The following is a 16,316-nucleotide window of genomic DNA, read 5'->3' on the forward strand; positions in this document are numbered from 1 at the left end:
GAAACATTGGAAGAGAAAAGCTTATTGTAAAGCTAATCATTTTAGACTTCCTCCTTTCCGTCCTCTATTATGAGAACAAACATTTTTATAACTACCACAGGAGGTAAATTATGGGGTTAATCATTTCTATCGGAGCATTGGTTTTTGCGATAATTACTAACATTATTATTTCTGTTCGAACTCGCCCAGCGCGCCAAGAACCAAGGAGCGAGCAAAGCAGGGAAGCGAGTCGCCTCGCAATACAGAAACTGTTGGAATACGGGCGAGACGAAAAATCAAACAAGTAAGTCCTTTTGCATGGCTTCTATCAATTTTGTAAGAGCTGCAGTAAAATTTTTAGTGTATAGATTGTCCAATCCGCTTTCTAAATCCCCTTTTTTATTACTGGTTCTTATTTCCAAAAGTTTAATAATTTCATCTTGTAAATCAGTTACCCGATTCATTACCTCTTCGCTAGCGAACAATTTGATCTCTGAGTATGCGCTTATTAGTAAAAACCTAACTATGTCTACGCTTTCAAAATCCTTGCACACCACCTCCGCGACATTATTCAGATAATGCAAACATGCGGCTTTCTTGTCTTCGCGTCTTAATATGACTTTTTGAAGATTGTTTGTTTTGACGAGCGCGGTTATAGAAACAACAACGGCCGAAGCTGCGATAATAGCCGTAATTAAGAATTCCATAAAACCCTCCTAAAATTAAATTCCCCAAAATTAGAGAAAAAGTATTGACTTCCCCATAATTGGGGACTATACTATAAATATCATCATCAATAGCATAACACAAAATAAAGTCAAGGCGCAATCGCCACATATGGAGGAGGTGTGAAATGTCAAAGCAATATATGGAAAATCAAGACATACGAAATCAAATTGAAAAAGCAGGGCTTACAATATGGCAGGTTTTCAGACGCATGGGCAAGAGCCAAGCCACAAGCTCGCGATGGATGCGCGAAAAACTGACAGGCGAAAAAAGGCTGTTAGTCGTGAACGCTATTAAAGAATTAAAAAACAAGAAAGGAGAATAAACGATGGGATGTACACTGGCACTTCCTAAAGCAGAAATAGCACTAAAAATCTATTGCGATTATCCCGCAGAGATAGGAAACCAACAGATCAAAGAACTGTTCGGAATAAAAGCATCGTCTACAGTGGCGAGAATAAAAAAAGAAATCAAAGAGATTCAAGAAGAAAGAAACATTAAAACATGGAGCAAAAGCGCGATTAATACAAAGCTTGCATACGAAACATGGGGTCTCGAAATAAAAGAACTTGAAATAATTTTGAGGAAAAAGCAAAAACTCGGATTTGCGGAGGAGGGCACCCCATGAAAAAATACAAACTTCGCCTAGGCAGTCCGCTATGGTGGATCGTAAACACAGGGACACTACTCTTAATATTCGGTGCAGCGTATCTATGGCTGATCATAGCCGGATAAGAAAAATCCGCAGAAGATGGAGCTCCTACGGATTAAGAAAATAACCAGTAAATTATCTTCGCTGTTATTATACAGCGGAAACGGAGGAAAAGTCAATGATTAAAGGATTTAAGGGAACAGATAAAGACGGACAATGCAGGGGATTTCAGTATGAGAGCGGCAAGGAATACGAAACAGAAAAAGTGAGCTGCTGCAATTCTGGTTTTCATTTCTGCGAAGAACCCTTTGACGTGTTCGGCTACTACCCTCCTTCAGACAGCAAGTTTTTTGAAGTAGAGGGCGACGGTAAAACCGACAAGGATAATGAGGATAGCAAAATTTCCTGCTCCAAAATTGCGATCGGCGCTGAAATCGGATTGTCGGGCATCATCAATGCAGGCGTAAGCATTACGGTTAAGCGCGCGAAGGAAAACACAAAAGTTGAATCCAACACAGGCTACCAAAGCGCGGCTACCAACACAGGCAACTACAGCGCGGCTACCAACACAGGCAACCAAAGCGCGGCTACCAACACAGGCGACCGGAGCGCGGCGACCAACACAGGCTACCACGGCGCGGCTAGCGTTGAGGGTAAGGACTCTGTTGCTATTGCCACGGGATATGAAAGCAAGGCTAAGGGGGCGTTAGGGTGTGCGATCGTTGTTGTAGAGCGCGACGAATGGAACGGTGAAACATATCCACTCATAGCAATAAAGTCTGCGATAGTAGATGGCGAAACAATCAAAGCTGATACATTTTACACGGTTATAAACGGTGAATTTGTGGAGGCAAAATAAAATGACTTGTAAGAGATGCGGCGAACAAGGGCTTTTATTCACTGACCTATGTGGTCAATACGGATGCGTTCATTGCTACGACGGAACGACGGCAGACCCTAATGAGCGCATAAATCAAATAGTCAAGAAATACGGTATGTACGACAGCCGAAAGGATCAGGAGGGCGCATACGATGTGTAATATGAAACAATGTGCATTTTGCAAAACATCAATCATCGGCGGCGAGAGTGCCTATACGGCACCTAACGGGGAGATGGTGCACGAAATTTGTCTAATGGGATACGTAATAGAAAACCACCTAGAGCTTGGATTTAAAAAGGAGGAAAACGAAGATGGCGACGCTATACGAATTGACTGAAAATTGGCAAACAGTAATGAACTTATTGGAAGAAGGGGCGGACGGGGAAGCGGTAGGAAATGCGCTTGCGGATATCTCCGGCGAGATCGAAGAAAAAGCGGATGGATATGCGAAAATCATTTTTGAACTCAATGGAGAAGCGGAGAAGATCAAGGCGGAAAAGGACAGACTTTATGCACGTGAGCAGGCATTCAAAAACAACGCTAAGGCGATGAAGGAACGCCTTGAGGAAGCGATGACGCGCTGCGGGAAGCCTAAATTTAAAACGGAACTGTTCAGCTTCAACATCCAGAAAAACGCGCCCTCCGTTGTGATTGAGGATGAAGACAGATTCCGTACGTGGGCAGAGATCAATATGCCGGAGGTATTGAGGCATAAGGTTGAAGTGGACAAAAAGCAGCTTTCCGACGCGCTCAAGAATGGCGCAGCCGTCGAATACGCCGGACTTAAGTATTCGGAAAGTTTGAGGATAAGGTAATGGATAATCTGGAACTATACAATAAGGTGCGCGCCGTACCTCCAGAGGCGAAAAGACCAATTGAGGCTGGGCGCTTAAAGGGAAAAACAGACATCAACCCGATGTGGCGCATCAAAATCATCACTGAGCATTTTGGATCGTGTGGCCTGGGTTGGAGGCCGGAGATCGTGCGCCAATGGACTGAGGCTGGCGCGAATGGAGAGATTGCGGCTTTTGTCGAAATCAAGCTTTATCTGAAATATGAAAATGAATGGGCAGAGCCTATTTCAGCAACTGGCGGCAGTTCATTTGTCGCAAAGGAAACCAAAGGGCTATATACATCGGACGAATGCTTCAAGATGGCTTATACGGACGCGTTGTCAGTAGCCTGCAAGATGCTCGGGATTGGTGCTGATGTATATTGGGACAAGGACAAAACGAAATACAACGCTAAATCCGAAAGCGGCGGGTCGAAGCCTATGGCAAGCGAAGGTCAGATTAAATCAATAAAGGAGGCCTGTTTTTCTACGGGTCTCGAGGAATCAAAAATGCTTAAAATGTGCAATGCGGAGAAATGGGAAGATGTTACAGCGACGTCAGCGGCGAAAGCGCTGCAATGGATTAATACGAGGGCGAATGCGGTATGAACGGACAAGATTTAGTCATAAGAATGAGAGACCTGCAACTACGCCTTGATGCTTGCCTTGCTGAATTTGGAAAGTGGGGCAAAGATCGCGCAAAGGCTGAATACGACTACAAGATCGAAAATGCGGCAGAAATCCTGAAACAACGTACGAACGGAATACCTGTAACAATTCTTTCGGATGTGGTGAAGGGGCAGAAGGGCGTAGCGGAAAAACGCTTAAATCGTGATGTCGCCGATGTGATGTACAATGCGGCACGGGAGCATATCAACGCGATCAAATTAGAAATGCGTGTGATACAAGATCAAATAGAGCGGGAATGGAATAAGGCATGAAACGGGCAATGACAAAAGCAACGGACATATCCCCTGCGGTACGGGCGGAGGTTGTGGAGCGGGACACCATAAACGGCTATCCATGCTGCATCATAAGTGGAGCATCATACGATCTACAGGTTGCGCACTTTGTACCTAAATCACAAGGTGGATTGGGGATCGTAGAAAACCTGGCATTGATGAACAAGGATATCCATGCCCTATACGACAATGAAAGCGACTGTGAGCTTGACAGCAAGCGCAAAGAGATCGGGGAGAAGTTCAGGAAATACCTTGACGGCTTTTACCCTGACTTTCCAGACGAGGACAGAATATACCACAAATACCCGAAGGAGCTGAGGATATGAAAAGCCAGTGTGAAAAAATCATACAGTATATAAAAGATTTCGGAGGGATCACAACCCTTCAGGCGTTTCAGGATTTAGGAATTACACGGCTATCTGGTCGAATTTACGACTTAAAACGCATGGGGTACTGTCTAAAATCCGAAACGGTCACAGGTAAAAACAGGTACGGAGAAAAAACGCATTACGCGAAATACAGCTTGGAGGAAACAGCATGAACAATGTATGCCTAGTCGGACGATTAACAAAAGACTCAGAACAGCGCACAACACAAAGCGGTATAGCTGTCACGAGCTTCACAGTTGCAGTACAGCGCAGATTCAAGGACGCAGATGGAAGCTATCATGCGGACTTTATAAACTGCGTAGCATGGCGGCAGACAGCGGAATTTATTGCAAAGTATTTTTCTAAAGGCTCAAAAATTGGAGTGAGCGGCTCACTCCAGACACGGACATACGATGACGCAAACGGTGTAAAGCGATACGTGACGGAAGTTATTGTGGATGAAGCGGAATTTGTACAGAGCAAGTGCAACGGAAAACAGCAGGATCAACAAGGCACAGAAAATGCGTTATTGGAAGATTCAGAAGACTTTCAGCCGCTGGACGATGCGGAATTACCATTTTAAGGGGTGAAATATGGCACGCAGACGAATGATAGACCCTAATTTTTGGCAAAGCGAGGATATATCAAGATTAAGCCCATTTGCAAGACTGCTTTTTATAGGGATGATTTCAAATGCGGATGATGAAGGACGAGGAAGAGCAAACACAAACTACCTAAAATCAATCATTTTTCCATATGACGATATACGAGTTGCCGAAGTAGATAAAGCCTTATCGGAGATAAGCCATAATACTTCCGTGGTTGTGTACGATGTAGCCCATAGTAAATACTATGCGTTCACAAATTGGACAAAATGGCAGAGGGTAGACAAGCCTCAAATAAGCATTATACCGCCGTTTGAAGATCATTCCGAGAATGATTCCGGAATCAGTCCAGAATTGATCGAGAATGATTCTAGCCTAAAAGAAGAGAAGAGAAGAGAAGAGAATATAAAAGACGAACTTACACCTTCAAGAAAAAAAATTCCTCCAGCGCTCGAGGACGTACAAGCCTATTGTGTAGAGCGCAACAACGGAGTAGACGCTCAACGCTTCATAGATTTTTACGAATCAAAAGGATGGTTAGTAGGTAAAGCCAAAATGAAAGACTGGCGAGCGTCCGTGAGAACATGGGAGAGTAAAAACGGCGGGGGAAGCTCCGAGCCAAAGAAAATAGACGGAGGGTTTGAGTTGTGACGCGTGATGAATACTTTGCTTTAAAACAGCGATGGATTAAAAAATGGAACGATAAAGACTTCAAGATAAATCCTGACAGCAGGGAATGGCAAGAGTTTTTACAGTTTTCTGACGCGATAGGTTCCATGCCTCCCGTAACTGATTTGTTCGGCGGCGACGCAATAGAACCCAAGCGGCGTATGTTTTATAACATTAGCGCGATCAAACCTTATGATCGTAGCAAGATTGTGTCCATCAAAACGGGTCTTAACGGGCTGGACGGAAGAATACACGGGCTCAATAAAGGCGAGCTGTCAATAGTAAGTGGCACAAACGGAAGCGGTAAATCTACATGGTTGTCACAACTCACACTAGAGGCAGCAACGCAAAACTTTAAGTCGGTGATTTTCTCGGGAGAACTTACACCACAGAGGGTTAAAGACTGGCTGACGTTGCAAGCTGCGGGAATGGACAACCTGATAAAAGACAATTGGTACTACCACGTTGAAAGCGGAGCCAGTAAAAAAATAGACGAGTGGATGAACGAATATATCTACGTCTACGACAATGAATACGGTTCTAAGGCAACGGATATTTTAAAAGCACTGGACGCATTTACGCTTTTAGGTGAGGTTGATCTGATAATTTTAGACAATCTGATGAGTATGGATTTGAGAGGGTTGGACGGTGATAAATACGAGCAGCAAGCAGACCTTGTGAAAAAATTGTCCGCTTTTGCAAAAAAAAGAAATGTGCATATTGTGCTCGTGTGCCATCCGCGAAAATCATTGGGATTTCTACGGAAAACAGATATATCCGGCACGGCAGATATTACAAACGCTGCTGATAATGTGCTGATCGTCCATCGTGTCAACAACGATTTCAAGCGGCTCACAAAAGACTTTTTCAAATGGGATGATAGCGCAGCAATATACACTTGCTCAAATGTGATAGAGGTATGCAAAAATCGGGATTTAGGAGTTGAAGATGTGTTTGCAGAATCCTATTTTGACACAGCAACCAAACGATTTTTGAATAAGCCGGATGAATATAAGCGGTATGGGTGGGAGCCGGAAACAGCTGGCTACAACGGAATCACACCCTTTGAAGAAAGAGAGGCGCAATGATGATTACACCGCAAATGCTAAGAGATGCAAAGGAATATGTGGCAATGAAGATTAGGCAAGAAAAGTACAAAGATTTTCTTAAAAAATATCCCGAATCTATAAGAATTGTGAAGCTCAATCTCACAGCTAAATACCTAAACGAGGTGCAGAATGAACAGTCGTGAAAAGGGCAAGCGCGGCGAACGCGAACTGGCACGTAAGTTACGAGAATATGGACACGATTGCAGGCGAGGGCAACAGTATTGCGGGGGTAATGGAGATGCCGACGTGGTAGGCCTTCGGGGGTTGCACATAGAAGTAAAGAGGGTTGAGGCACTCAACATACACAAGGCTGTGAATCAGGCTATCGGTGACGCAAAGGCGGGGGAAATACCCGTTGTAATGCACCGTAAAAACGGTGAGAAGTGGCTTGTGACAATGACGCTTGATGATTTTATGGAGATATGGAAATGCCAAAAATAAACTACTACGATCATTTTACAAAAAAGACCTGTCCTGTCTGTGGCAAGCAGTTTGTAATAACAAGTAAATGGGCATACAGACGCAACGGCAAAGCACAATGCTCTTACACCTGCTACGTCCAAGCCGGAGGCGATGGAGGGACGGACAGGCTCGAAGGGAAGAAGCAGAGGTTTTACAATAATATTGCGAAAGCGAAGCCAAAGGGGGACGTGCGATGTTAAATGAATTTTTAGACGAGATACGGGCGCTGAAAGAATATAAAACAAAATACGAATACGCCCAAGCGAATATGCAAAGAATGTCTGATGAATTATATAAATTAATGCTTGCGGAATATGAAAGGACTCCATATGAAGAACGACTACAAAGATTTTACAAAAAAACATGTCGCTGTTGCAGACATCATTGTTCGGAGGAACAAGCGAAAGCTACGGTGTCGAAAGATGTATTAAAACCGAAAGAGAGTAATTGCGCGTGGATTCCTGCACGATCGGGGTGTAAAGAATTTGAATGGGATTAAAGGAGGCAGGGCGATGAATGATATTGAAAAAGCAATAAAATCACTAAAAAACATAATAGAGTATTGGACATATAAGCCGACTGAAGTTGAAGCGGCAACGCTTGCCATCACCGCCCTCCTCGAAAAACAGGAGAGGGAGCAGGGGTGCGAGACATGTGAAAATTATTTTGCGTTGCAATATGCTAAATATTCTTACAATGAATGCGAGTCAAACAGTGAATGTTTATACTGCCCCAACTGCGGACGAAAGTTAAGGGAGGACTAAGAAAATGGCAACAGAAGACTGGGAAGATGTAGGCGGAGACAGAGCTAATATGGATTTTGATGAAGCACAAAACTGGGAAGACTATGATTGGATGGATGAATGGGAGGACTGACAATGAATGAACGTTGCATCTACTGTAAATATTTTGAATCTGTAAAAGACGGAGCGAAAGGAATGGTTGGAGAAGATGTTTGCAGTTGCCGTATTTGTTGCGAAGGCGAAGAAGACTGCAAGGAATATGAGGAGGACTAACCAATGAATGATGATGTTATAAGCAGAAACGAACTGCGTGAAAAGGCAATGGAGTGTGGGAAGCTCGCGCAACAAGACCCGCGGTTACTCGTGGTGGGTCTTGGTTATGTGGTCAATGCTCCTACAGTATACCAGTGGATCAGCGTAAGGGATGGGTTGCCAGAAACGGACGGAAATTACCTTGTAGCATATACACTCGGAATCGATCAGTATTGGATGGAAGTGTCTGGATTTTGTAAAAATGGTAAAGATGTTTGTGAATATGGTCTCGCAGGGGCAAAGAATACATTCTATGGATATGATGACGAATACGGATATTATCCAATAAACTATGTCGCACACTGGATGCCACTACCAGAGCCGCCGAAGGAGGATGCGGAATGAACACATGTGATAGATGCGGGATACAGCTCACAAAAAATGATAGGTCAGATATATGCATGTCTTGCGAGCTTACACTAGCGGATGATGTTATCAGCGGTTTAGAAGCAGAAAACACCCGCCTAAAAGCGGAGCGGAGTGCTGCGGTGGAAGATTTGAAAAGGTTGGGAAGTTGTACTGTGTGTAAGCACAATGGGGAGGCGGCCTGTGTCGAAGATAGTGGACATGAAAAGTGCTTTGCGTGGCGCGGCGCACAGGAAGGAGCAGAGGGATGAACGCGGAACAGAAAACCTTACGAGAAAAACTGCGAAAGAACTTCTACGCCAACAAAACAACGCAGCTATCAACATACGAAACAAGGCTTGTGATTAATTTGGGCACAGCGCTGATGGAAATGGAATTAAGAAATGCAGAGCTGATGGAGGATATAACAAGGCTTGGAAAACAACTTGCAAAAGTGGGAGGCGGTGAATGAAATGGAGAGGCTGACAGATGAAGAATTTGAAACAATAAAAAAACTTGCCTTGGAAACGGCACAAGTAACAGTAATGTCACAGAGGAGCATGTACGAGGTGATAAAGAGCCTTTGTTCGCTCATGCTAGACGGAAAGAAGCTTGCCGCCTACGAGGACATCGGCACACCCGAAGAAATTGCAGACCACGAAGAAATGTTCGAGGCGTATAGGCACGTCTGCCGCGGGAAATCGCCAGAGGAAGTGTATGGGATATTCGCCGAACATGCAGCTTTCACGCAGGCAAAGGCAGAAGGGCGGCTGCTTCCACATGAACCCTCTTTAGTGCTACAAGAGTTCTCAAAAGAAGATCGATGTTGGTTTAGAACTTACATAGTAGAAGTGACGCAAAATGAAGCTGAAAGATATATAGACATGGAAGCCGAAGCCGCGCTTGAGGCGCAGGAGGGGGAATAGATGAAACCTATACTATTTAACACCGAAATGGTGAGGGCGATATTAGAAGGTCGCAAAACTGTGACACGGCGAATAGTGAAACATCAGCCAGACAGACAAATGCCGGAAGATCATAATATTTGCCGCCAACCGGGGGCGTGGGACGGAAAACAGTTTCGAGATTTATGGTACATGGATACGATTGAACAAAATCCGTTCCGACAAAAACGTTGGTTTGAATCATTTGCCCCATACGACAAGGGCGAAATCCTCTATGTGCGAGAAACGTGGGCGCAAACAACAGATTTATTTGGTGAATTTCCACAGTATGTCTACAGTGCAGACTATATGGATGCTGATTTGCAGATGGACACGGGGAGCGATGAAATACAATCTGATTTTCCCGCTTGCATAAAATGGCACCCATCGATCCATATGCCCAAAGAAGCTGCGCGTATCTTCCTGCGGGTGGCCGATGTGAACGTCGAGCGATTACAGGACATCACGGAACAAGATATACACAAAGAGGGAGTAATAACAGAAATATGTAAAGAATGTTTGCAATATACAGACTGCCAACCTCAACGGGAGGTTGATGTGTTTTGTGGAGGGTACGAACAGTTGGCTGAAACATTTGCAGATTTATGGGATCGCACAATAAAAAAGCAAGACCTAGACCGCTGCGGGTGGGACGCAAATCCGTGGATATGGGTGACTGAGTTTGGGCGGTGCGAGAAGCCGGAGGGGAAATAAAAAACCTCCGATGTCGCACTTTGCATTGACACCGGAGGTTCAGATTGGGTAGCCCATTGGACGCTACCTCCTTATATATATTAACCCATGAAATACATGGGAACGATCTATTATTAATATAACCCAAATAGGAGAGATTTAAACAATGGATAAACACATAAAAGCCCTACAACATATTTTAGTTATACTGCTTTGCGTCTTCGTCGCAACACTAATTATCTTCTGCGGCACCGCATACGCCGCATCCCTTGACACGGCAGAAGTAACGGAACTGCGTATTGCTACAACGGATTGCGCCTATACCATGCAGCCGTTAGGCGATACGGTAGAAGCCGTCAGCGAAGGAGATACCGTATACGTGATCAGTACATACGAATACGAAGGACACGCAGGACTGACGGAATATGTCTTATGTAACACAGATAGCGGTCTGCGGTGGCTGTGGGGCGGGTTTACGGGATACGAACCATCTACACCGGAACATAGCTCTAGCGGCGGCATAAAGACCGTAACGGCATATTGCTCGGCGTGTGATCCATCAGGTATTACAGCAAGCGGCAAGTCCCTTGCGCGGGGCAGGGTGGCAAGCAATGATTACCCGATCGGCACAAGGCTTTATGTGGACGGATACGGAGAATGCGTGGTCGAGGACCGCATGCGGGACGGCGGCAAGGTAGATGTGTATTTAGGAGATCGCGACGTGTGCAGCTGCGGGAGTGAGTGGGGGAAGCGGAGGGTTGCGGTTGAGGTGATCGGATGAAAGGAGATATATGATGGTTAAATTCAGGGAACCTACAGACAGGGAGATCAATACCGAAATAACAAGGCTTGAGCGGTTATTGAGGTCGTACAAAATGGATGACAAGACAAAGGCTTGGGTAAAAGACGAAATCAACCGTCTAAGCGGAGAACTCACAAGGCGAGAAAACGAGAAGGAACAGAAAAAGGCCGACCGCAAGGGAAAAGTGAAGCGGTCACAACATAGCGCATAGGCGCGGGGGAAGGCCTAGCGGAACTATGGGAGGCAGAAGCCTAACGTTGCAAATTATCGATGCTATTAAGAAAATAGGAATAAAATGTTTCGTACGATTCTAAAGCATCTTGAGACAAGCGGGCATCACCGACCTGATTGTTGCTTGCTTTTAAAAGGCTCTCCAATTTTGATTTAACACAAGCGATAGCAAGATCGTGCGCTATTTGTTCAGTAGACATTGATCGGTCATCGAAAGAAGAAAACATTATAATTACCGTCCTTTACAAAAATTATACCACAAGAAAGGGAACATTAAAATGACCAGAGACGAAACACGAGAACGAGACTATTTAGATGAGACACATGATGAAATATGTGCTGAGTGTAGCGAAAGAGAGGAATTTCCACAGTGTGCTTTCACTTGCTACCCATTTCAGCGATTAGCTTGTTCGAAATCAGGAAAGGACTGGATGTGATGACCAGAGACGAAACAAGGGAAAAGGGAGCCAAAGAAAGCGGATCAATATCAGAAGACAACTTTATGACGTACCTAGTGTCAAAACTAACCAAAGCTGAACAAGAACTACAGCGCCGCGTAAGACCGCGTGCAACAGATAGCGCAAAAGTAATACAAGTTATTGAAACAAAGTCGGTACGTGGAAAAGGGACGGAGGAAGATGTAGTAAGGGAAGTTGTACAGTATTGGGATTTTGACGGAAATATGCTTGCAGAAAGTGACCCATGTGCGCCACTGCCTGATCGCTGGTGTCAACGATGTGGAAAGCGAGTAAAGGCAAATGACGAAAACAGATATATATGCCAGTGTGGATTTAACGTGTTGGTCTGATTAAACCAAGAAGTGGAGGAACAAAAAGTGAAAATATGTTTTGATGAATTAGAACTTGTCTTTGAGAGTGTAGAGGCTGTAAAAATACCAAAAGAATATTGTGATGTTTATTTCTGCGGGGTTGAAACCAGTCATGTATTCCAAAGTCACATGGATAGATGCGGAAGCGAAGATGTAATCGTGGGACACATATACATAGACGACATTGGGAAAATAGAATTTGCACATCCACCAATTAATGACCTAACCCCACTTGAAAGGCTGATTAAATACAATGACATCGCGCAGGTACACCTATTGCAGAATGGGAAAAGCGTTAAAATGTTTTATGTAAAATACGATGATGACAAGTACGAAAACAACAAATTGCAAAAAACAACATATGATGTAAACAATGGGAAGCTACACATTGAAATAAAAAGGCCGAGAAAGCAAACATAGGGGTTAAAACAAAAAGAGCCGCCCGAGAGCCGCTCGATCTGTATACGTTAATTTAATTATATCACAAGGAGATTGGAAAGTGCAGGATATTGAAAACAAACTATATCAATATGCGGGATATCAAAGACGACTGAAGGAGTTGCGGGAGCAGGCCGACGAAATTCTAGGACAGCACAATACGCTCCTTGACGGGCTGCTAAAATCTCCATGCTTGGAAGACGTGAGGGTGCAAGGCGGCTTTACGTCTGATCCGGTATTTTCGGCGGTGCAAAAAATGATTGACGTGTACGGGGTAAGACTGGACGCAATCAGGAACGAGATCACGGATATATTCTACCACATTGACGAGATTGACAGGCTTGTGAACGATGCGGGATTGACCGAGAATGAAAGGAGGTATGTTCAGCTACGATATTTTGATGGAATGCAGCCAAAGCAGATATCATTCGAAACAAATTATTGCGATGGGTACTTGCGAGAAATAAAAAAATCAGCATTATGTAAAATAACTGCGGTTTAACTGCGGAAATCTGCGATTTTATCAAGTATGATGGTACCATGAAAGAATAGGCACAAGGCTCGCAACCTTGAACGGCGATTAGCTGCCGTCCGTTTGCCACGCCCATTCTAAACAGGATTAGTACATTGTCGCCTTACCCGCCGGCGACTAACAAATAGGCGGAAAAACGGGGTCGAAAAAGTGTCGAACCGCTGTAATCCAACAAACGGAGCAGCGATCACGCGGGGGCGGTACCCGCCGATTCCACCAATGGACTCCTTTGCGGTAGGCGGGCACCTCAGACACGTTATCTGCGGATAAGTGAAAAGGGCATAGTAGGGATGCGTCCCGAGTTGTCAAAACCGTTTCCCTGCGGGGAATATATTGCGAGAACGTCATTCCTTATGGAGTGGCGTTTTTGTTTTAGCTGATCTGCCAATAGTGGGCAGAAACAGTAACGCTATTACCGTGAGTAATAGTTGATTGGAGATAAGGGAAAAGTAAGCACTGTAAAGCGGGGCGGGGCATTGGTGTTTAAAAAAGGTGAGGTATGTTTGAAGTAAGGCAAGATTTTACATTGATACAGTACGACACACCGACGAAACTTGATAGCATAGATATTTATTGCATGGCTGATCTGCACATTGGATCACCTGCCTTCAATAACGTGCTCTGGGAGCGTTTTAAGGTGCTATTGAAAGAGCCTAACGCATATGTGATCTATGCAGGGGATTTAATGGACAACGCGCTTAAAGCAAGCAAGAGCAACGTGTACGGGCAAACGATGTCGCCGAATGAGCAAAAGCGATTCTTGGCAAACGAATTATATGACCACAGGGATAAGATCATTGCTATATTGCCCGGCAATCACGAAACGAGAAGCAGCAAGGATAGTGACGCATTTCCAATCTATGATGTCGCCTGTAAGCTAGATATAGAAGATCGATACAGACAGAACATGGCAATACTGGATATCGGTGTAGGGCAAAGACCAGGAACAGCAAAGCGGCAGCACCATTATTTCGGATGTGTCATGCACAAGACCAATAAGACAATGCGTTATCATTACGCTGATACCATAGACGGGATAGATTTTCACGTATCAGCGCATACACACAGTCCGGCAGATATGCCGCGGGACAAGATACTGGTAGACCCGCATAACAAGCAAGCAAAGATTAAGCCGGTGGAAACAATTGTGACTGGTTCGTTTATGGACTACAAAGACTATCCCGTAGAGATGGCGCTAAGACCATCGGCGCAGAAGTTCTATAAGCTGGTACTGGATGGCAGAAAGAAGAACATAGAAACGGTAGGATTTAGATTATGAGTAATTACGATATCATTGAAAAACCACTGCATTATAACAGGGGCAAGGTGCAGTGTATTGACGCTATAGACGCAGCAGTAATTGACCTTAAGGGAGCCGATGCGATTGATACCGGAAATATCATCCGATACGTGTATAGATGGCCAAATAAGAACGGCCTTGAAGATTTAAAAAAGGCACGATGGTATCTTAACAGATTAATTGAGAGGCAAGAGAATGAACATCTACAACGCAAGCCACAAGAAAGATTTAACAGCCTACGAGGCGATTAGACGGGCAGACAGACACAGGAAGGATAAAGCCATCAAGCAACCAACGAAACGCGGTAGGCTTACCTACAAAGTCTGTGAGGTGTATACACTACGATGTATTAATGGAGCGATAGTTATATGGAGCACAGGTTAACCCAAAAACAAAAAGCATTCTGCGAGGAGTATCTTATAGACCTTAACGCAACACAAGCGGCAATAAGGGCGGGATACTCTGCAAAAACGGCGGGCGTGATTGGCGATGAAAACTTAAAAAAACCTTATCTACGCGATTATATCAACGGTCAACTGAAAGATATGTCGTCTGATCGTGTTGCAACAGCTCAAGAGGTTTTGGAGTATTTAACGGGAGTCATGCGCGGCGTGAGATGTGAGGAACGCATATCAACCGATGATGAGGGGCGGGAAATAATCAAAAGACAAAAGCCCCGGCTGTACGATCAGACAAGAGCGGCTGAAATGCTGGCAAAGTATCATAAATTGCTGACCGACAAACAGGAAATAGACGTTAGCGGCAACGTTTCCTTAGAAAAAAAGTTGCGAGATTTAGACGGCGATGAATTTTAACGCTTCGTAAAAGTGCAGTTTTGCGAATAGTTGAGATTTTATGATGTATATTTTATGTATAAACAACTAAATAATAGAATAAATATACAAAAAGCGACAAAAACAAGGGGTTTTACATACAAAAGCATACAAGGAATAAATATACACTATGGCAATTAATACAAAAAAGTATATAGAGCAATGCCTAAAAATCAAAAACAAAAAAGGCGAGATCGTACCGCTGAGGCTTAATACATCGCAGATTAAATATTATGAAGCGATACGCAAACAAGCACAGCAGGGCAAGCCTATACGCGTAATCGTGCTTAAGGCTCGGCAGACTGGATTTTCCACACTGACGGAAGCCATGATATTTAAAAGCGGTGCAACGGCGGCTAATGTATCGAGCGGCATTGTAGCGCATGAGGCCGTTGCGACTGACAATCTGTTTCGGATGTCCAAGCGGTATTATGAGTGTCTTGATGAGGATATTCGCCCTGCATTGCTTGCACGTAATGCAAAAGAGCTTATATTTTCCTATGCTGATGGCAACAGTTCAATCAAGTGTATGACGGCGGGGAGCGGCACGATCGGGCGATCTGATACATTCCAAAATTTACATATTTCGGAGTATGCGTTTTGGGCGGGGAACAAAGCGGAACTACTAGGAGGATTATTACAAGCCGTACCAGACGAGCCTAACACAATGGTTATTATAGAATCCACAGCCAACGGCTATGATGACTACAAAAAAATGTGGGATCAGGCAGTCCGCGGCGAGAGCGACTTTATACCGATATTCTGCCCGTGGTGGGAGCACGCGGAATATTCCATGCCATATACAGGGTTTGGACTAACGACCGAGGAAGATGACATAAAACGGCTTTATGGACTGACCAACGATCAGCTGGAATGGCGACGATCTACAATCCGTAACAAGTGCGCGGGCAATGTTGACCTGTTCCATCAGGAGTACCCCGCATCGCCAGATGAAGCGTTTCTCATGTCCGGTAGGCCAGTATTTAACAACAAGCTCATTATGTCCAGAATCGCCGAGCTAGAAGAACATTACAAGGCGCACCCGTATGACACGGGGCGTGTTTATTTT

Annotated in this window: 31 protein-coding genes and 1 pseudogene; 31 read left to right on the top strand and 1 reads right to left on the bottom strand. The window is 44.4% G+C overall.

Annotation, left to right across the window (positions count from 1 at the left end; all coding sequences use genetic code 11):
* Positions 1-275 precede the first annotated feature (275 nt).
* The gene (locus VB081_RS09995) at positions 276-686 is read right to left on the bottom strand and encodes a hypothetical protein (RefSeq protein WP_323400676.1); all 411 of its coding nucleotides are present in this window, start codon (positions 684-686) and stop codon (positions 276-278) included.
* A gap of 146 nt (positions 687-832) precedes the next feature.
* On the opposite strand from VB081_RS09995, the gene VB081_RS10000 reads away from it, so the two are divergent.
* From VB081_RS10000 to VB081_RS10150, 31 genes and pseudogenes are all read left to right on the top strand, one after another.
* Positions 833-1,030, top strand: a complete 198-nt coding sequence (locus VB081_RS10000; RefSeq protein ID WP_323400677.1) for a hypothetical protein — start codon at positions 833-835, stop codon at positions 1,028-1,030.
* A 3-nt stretch (positions 1,031-1,033) separates the two neighbouring features.
* The gene (locus VB081_RS10005; RefSeq protein WP_323400678.1) at positions 1,034-1,333 is read left to right on the top strand and encodes a hypothetical protein; all 300 of its coding nucleotides are present in this window, start codon (positions 1,034-1,036) and stop codon (positions 1,331-1,333) included.
* 202 nt (positions 1,334-1,535) lie between these two features.
* Entirely contained in the window at positions 1,536-2,216 is a 681-nt protein-coding gene (locus VB081_RS10010; protein ID WP_323400679.1) for a DUF7666 domain-containing protein, read from the top strand.
* A 1-nt stretch (position 2,217) separates the two neighbouring features.
* Positions 2,218-2,397 (top strand): hypothetical protein, encoded by a 180-nt coding sequence (locus VB081_RS10015; protein ID WP_323400680.1) that lies wholly within the window; start codon positions 2,218-2,220, stop codon positions 2,395-2,397.
* A 152-nt stretch (positions 2,398-2,549) separates the two neighbouring features.
* Positions 2,550-3,053, top strand: a complete 504-nt coding sequence (locus VB081_RS10020; RefSeq protein WP_323400681.1) for a siphovirus Gp157 family protein — start codon at positions 2,550-2,552, stop codon at positions 3,051-3,053.
* Positions 3,053-3,679 carry a hypothetical protein gene (locus VB081_RS10025; protein ID WP_323400682.1) on the top strand — a complete coding sequence of 209 codons (627 nt, stop codon included), beginning with the start codon at positions 3,053-3,055 and terminating at the stop codon, positions 3,677-3,679. The genes VB081_RS10020 and VB081_RS10025 overlap by 1 nt, the downstream gene beginning before the upstream one ends.
* Entirely contained in the window at positions 3,676-4,011 is a 336-nt protein-coding gene (locus VB081_RS10030; protein ID WP_323400683.1) for a hypothetical protein, read from the top strand. Before VB081_RS10025 ends, VB081_RS10030 begins: the two co-directional genes overlap by 4 nt.
* Positions 4,008-4,358, top strand: a complete 351-nt coding sequence (locus VB081_RS10035) for an HNH endonuclease (RefSeq protein ID WP_323400684.1) — start codon at positions 4,008-4,010, stop codon at positions 4,356-4,358. The genes VB081_RS10030 and VB081_RS10035 overlap by 4 nt, the downstream gene beginning before the upstream one ends.
* Positions 4,355-4,573, top strand: coding sequence for a helix-turn-helix domain-containing protein (locus VB081_RS10040; protein ID WP_323400685.1), 219 nt, complete (start codon positions 4,355-4,357; stop codon positions 4,571-4,573). Before VB081_RS10035 ends, VB081_RS10040 begins: the two co-directional genes overlap by 4 nt.
* The gene (locus VB081_RS10045) at positions 4,570-4,983 is read left to right on the top strand and encodes a single-stranded DNA-binding protein (protein ID WP_323400686.1); all 414 of its coding nucleotides are present in this window, start codon (positions 4,570-4,572) and stop codon (positions 4,981-4,983) included. The genes VB081_RS10040 and VB081_RS10045 overlap by 4 nt, the downstream gene beginning before the upstream one ends.
* Positions 4,984-4,993: 10 nt before the next feature.
* On the top strand, positions 4,994-5,656 hold the full coding sequence (locus tag VB081_RS10050) for a hypothetical protein (RefSeq protein WP_323400687.1): 663 nt from the start codon (positions 4,994-4,996) through the stop codon (positions 5,654-5,656).
* Positions 5,653-6,762: a DnaB-like helicase C-terminal domain-containing protein gene (locus VB081_RS10055; protein WP_323400688.1), complete on the top strand. Its 1,110-nt coding sequence runs from the start codon at positions 5,653-5,655 to the stop codon at positions 6,760-6,762. The genes VB081_RS10050 and VB081_RS10055 overlap by 4 nt, the downstream gene beginning before the upstream one ends.
* The gene (locus tag VB081_RS10060) at positions 6,759-6,926 is read left to right on the top strand and encodes a hypothetical protein (RefSeq protein WP_323400689.1); all 168 of its coding nucleotides are present in this window, start codon (positions 6,759-6,761) and stop codon (positions 6,924-6,926) included. Before VB081_RS10055 ends, VB081_RS10060 begins: the two co-directional genes overlap by 4 nt.
* Entirely contained in the window at positions 6,913-7,224 is a 312-nt protein-coding gene (locus VB081_RS10065; protein ID WP_323400690.1) for a putative PDDEXK endonuclease, read from the top strand. Before VB081_RS10060 ends, VB081_RS10065 begins: the two co-directional genes overlap by 14 nt.
* 214 nt (positions 7,225-7,438) lie before the next feature.
* Positions 7,439-7,744: a hypothetical protein gene (locus tag VB081_RS10070; protein WP_323400691.1), complete on the top strand. Its 306-nt coding sequence runs from the start codon at positions 7,439-7,441 to the stop codon at positions 7,742-7,744.
* A 13-nt stretch (positions 7,745-7,757) separates the two neighbouring features.
* On the top strand, positions 7,758-8,009 hold the full coding sequence (locus VB081_RS10075) for a hypothetical protein (RefSeq protein ID WP_323400692.1): 252 nt from the start codon (positions 7,758-7,760) through the stop codon (positions 8,007-8,009).
* A 114-nt stretch (positions 8,010-8,123) separates the two neighbouring features.
* On the top strand, positions 8,124-8,261 hold the full coding sequence (locus VB081_RS10080; protein WP_323400693.1) for a hypothetical protein: 138 nt from the start codon (positions 8,124-8,126) through the stop codon (positions 8,259-8,261).
* 3 nt (positions 8,262-8,264) lie between these two features.
* Positions 8,265-8,645: a DUF551 domain-containing protein gene (locus VB081_RS10085; protein WP_323400694.1), complete on the top strand. Its 381-nt coding sequence runs from the start codon at positions 8,265-8,267 to the stop codon at positions 8,643-8,645.
* Positions 8,642-8,917, top strand: coding sequence for a hypothetical protein (locus tag VB081_RS10090; RefSeq protein ID WP_323400695.1), 276 nt, complete (start codon positions 8,642-8,644; stop codon positions 8,915-8,917). Before VB081_RS10085 ends, VB081_RS10090 begins: the two co-directional genes overlap by 4 nt.
* A complete protein-coding gene (locus VB081_RS10095) occupies positions 8,914-9,117 on the top strand; it encodes a hypothetical protein (RefSeq protein WP_323400696.1) in 204 nt (67 codons plus the stop codon). The genes VB081_RS10090 and VB081_RS10095 overlap by 4 nt, the downstream gene beginning before the upstream one ends.
* A gap of 1 nt (position 9,118) precedes the next feature.
* A complete protein-coding gene (locus VB081_RS10100) occupies positions 9,119-9,571 on the top strand; it encodes a hypothetical protein (protein ID WP_323400697.1) in 453 nt (150 codons plus the stop codon).
* On the top strand, positions 9,572-10,303 hold the full coding sequence (locus tag VB081_RS10105) for a hypothetical protein (RefSeq protein WP_323400698.1): 732 nt from the start codon (positions 9,572-9,574) through the stop codon (positions 10,301-10,303). It abuts the gene before it with no gap.
* A 145-nt stretch (positions 10,304-10,448) separates the two neighbouring features.
* Positions 10,449-11,063 (top strand): 3D domain-containing protein, encoded by a 615-nt coding sequence (locus VB081_RS10110; protein ID WP_323400699.1) that lies wholly within the window; start codon positions 10,449-10,451, stop codon positions 11,061-11,063.
* Between the two features lie 13 nt (positions 11,064-11,076).
* A complete protein-coding gene (locus VB081_RS10115; RefSeq protein ID WP_323400700.1) occupies positions 11,077-11,295 on the top strand; it encodes a hypothetical protein in 219 nt (72 codons plus the stop codon).
* Between the two features lie 456 nt (positions 11,296-11,751).
* A complete protein-coding gene (locus VB081_RS10120; protein ID WP_323400701.1) occupies positions 11,752-12,123 on the top strand; it encodes a hypothetical protein in 372 nt (123 codons plus the stop codon).
* Positions 12,124-12,150: 27 nt separating this feature from the next.
* The gene (locus tag VB081_RS10125) at positions 12,151-12,564 is read left to right on the top strand and encodes a hypothetical protein (RefSeq protein WP_323400702.1); all 414 of its coding nucleotides are present in this window, start codon (positions 12,151-12,153) and stop codon (positions 12,562-12,564) included.
* Between the two features lie 79 nt (positions 12,565-12,643).
* Positions 12,644-13,084 (top strand): hypothetical protein, encoded by a 441-nt coding sequence (locus VB081_RS10130; RefSeq protein WP_323400703.1) that lies wholly within the window; start codon positions 12,644-12,646, stop codon positions 13,082-13,084.
* A gap of 529 nt (positions 13,085-13,613) precedes the next feature.
* On the top strand, positions 13,614-14,393 hold the full coding sequence (locus VB081_RS10135) for a metallophosphoesterase (RefSeq protein ID WP_323400704.1): 780 nt from the start codon (positions 13,614-13,616) through the stop codon (positions 14,391-14,393).
* Positions 14,390-14,665: a DUF3310 domain-containing protein gene (locus VB081_RS10140; RefSeq protein ID WP_323400705.1), complete on the top strand. Its 276-nt coding sequence runs from the start codon at positions 14,390-14,392 to the stop codon at positions 14,663-14,665. The genes VB081_RS10135 and VB081_RS10140 overlap by 4 nt, the downstream gene beginning before the upstream one ends.
* Positions 14,666-14,782: 117 nt before the next feature.
* Complete coding sequence (locus VB081_RS10145) at positions 14,783-15,229, top strand: terminase small subunit (RefSeq protein ID WP_323400706.1); 447 nt, start codon at positions 14,783-14,785, stop codon at positions 15,227-15,229.
* A 148-nt stretch (positions 15,230-15,377) separates the two neighbouring features.
* Positions 15,378-16,316: pseudogene (locus VB081_RS10150) on the top strand (DNA packaging protein); the annotation flags it as partial.

The sequence above is a fragment of the Christensenella sp. genome, from assembly GCF_034927525.1.
Lineage (GTDB): Bacteria > Bacillota > Clostridia > Christensenellales > Christensenellaceae > Christensenella.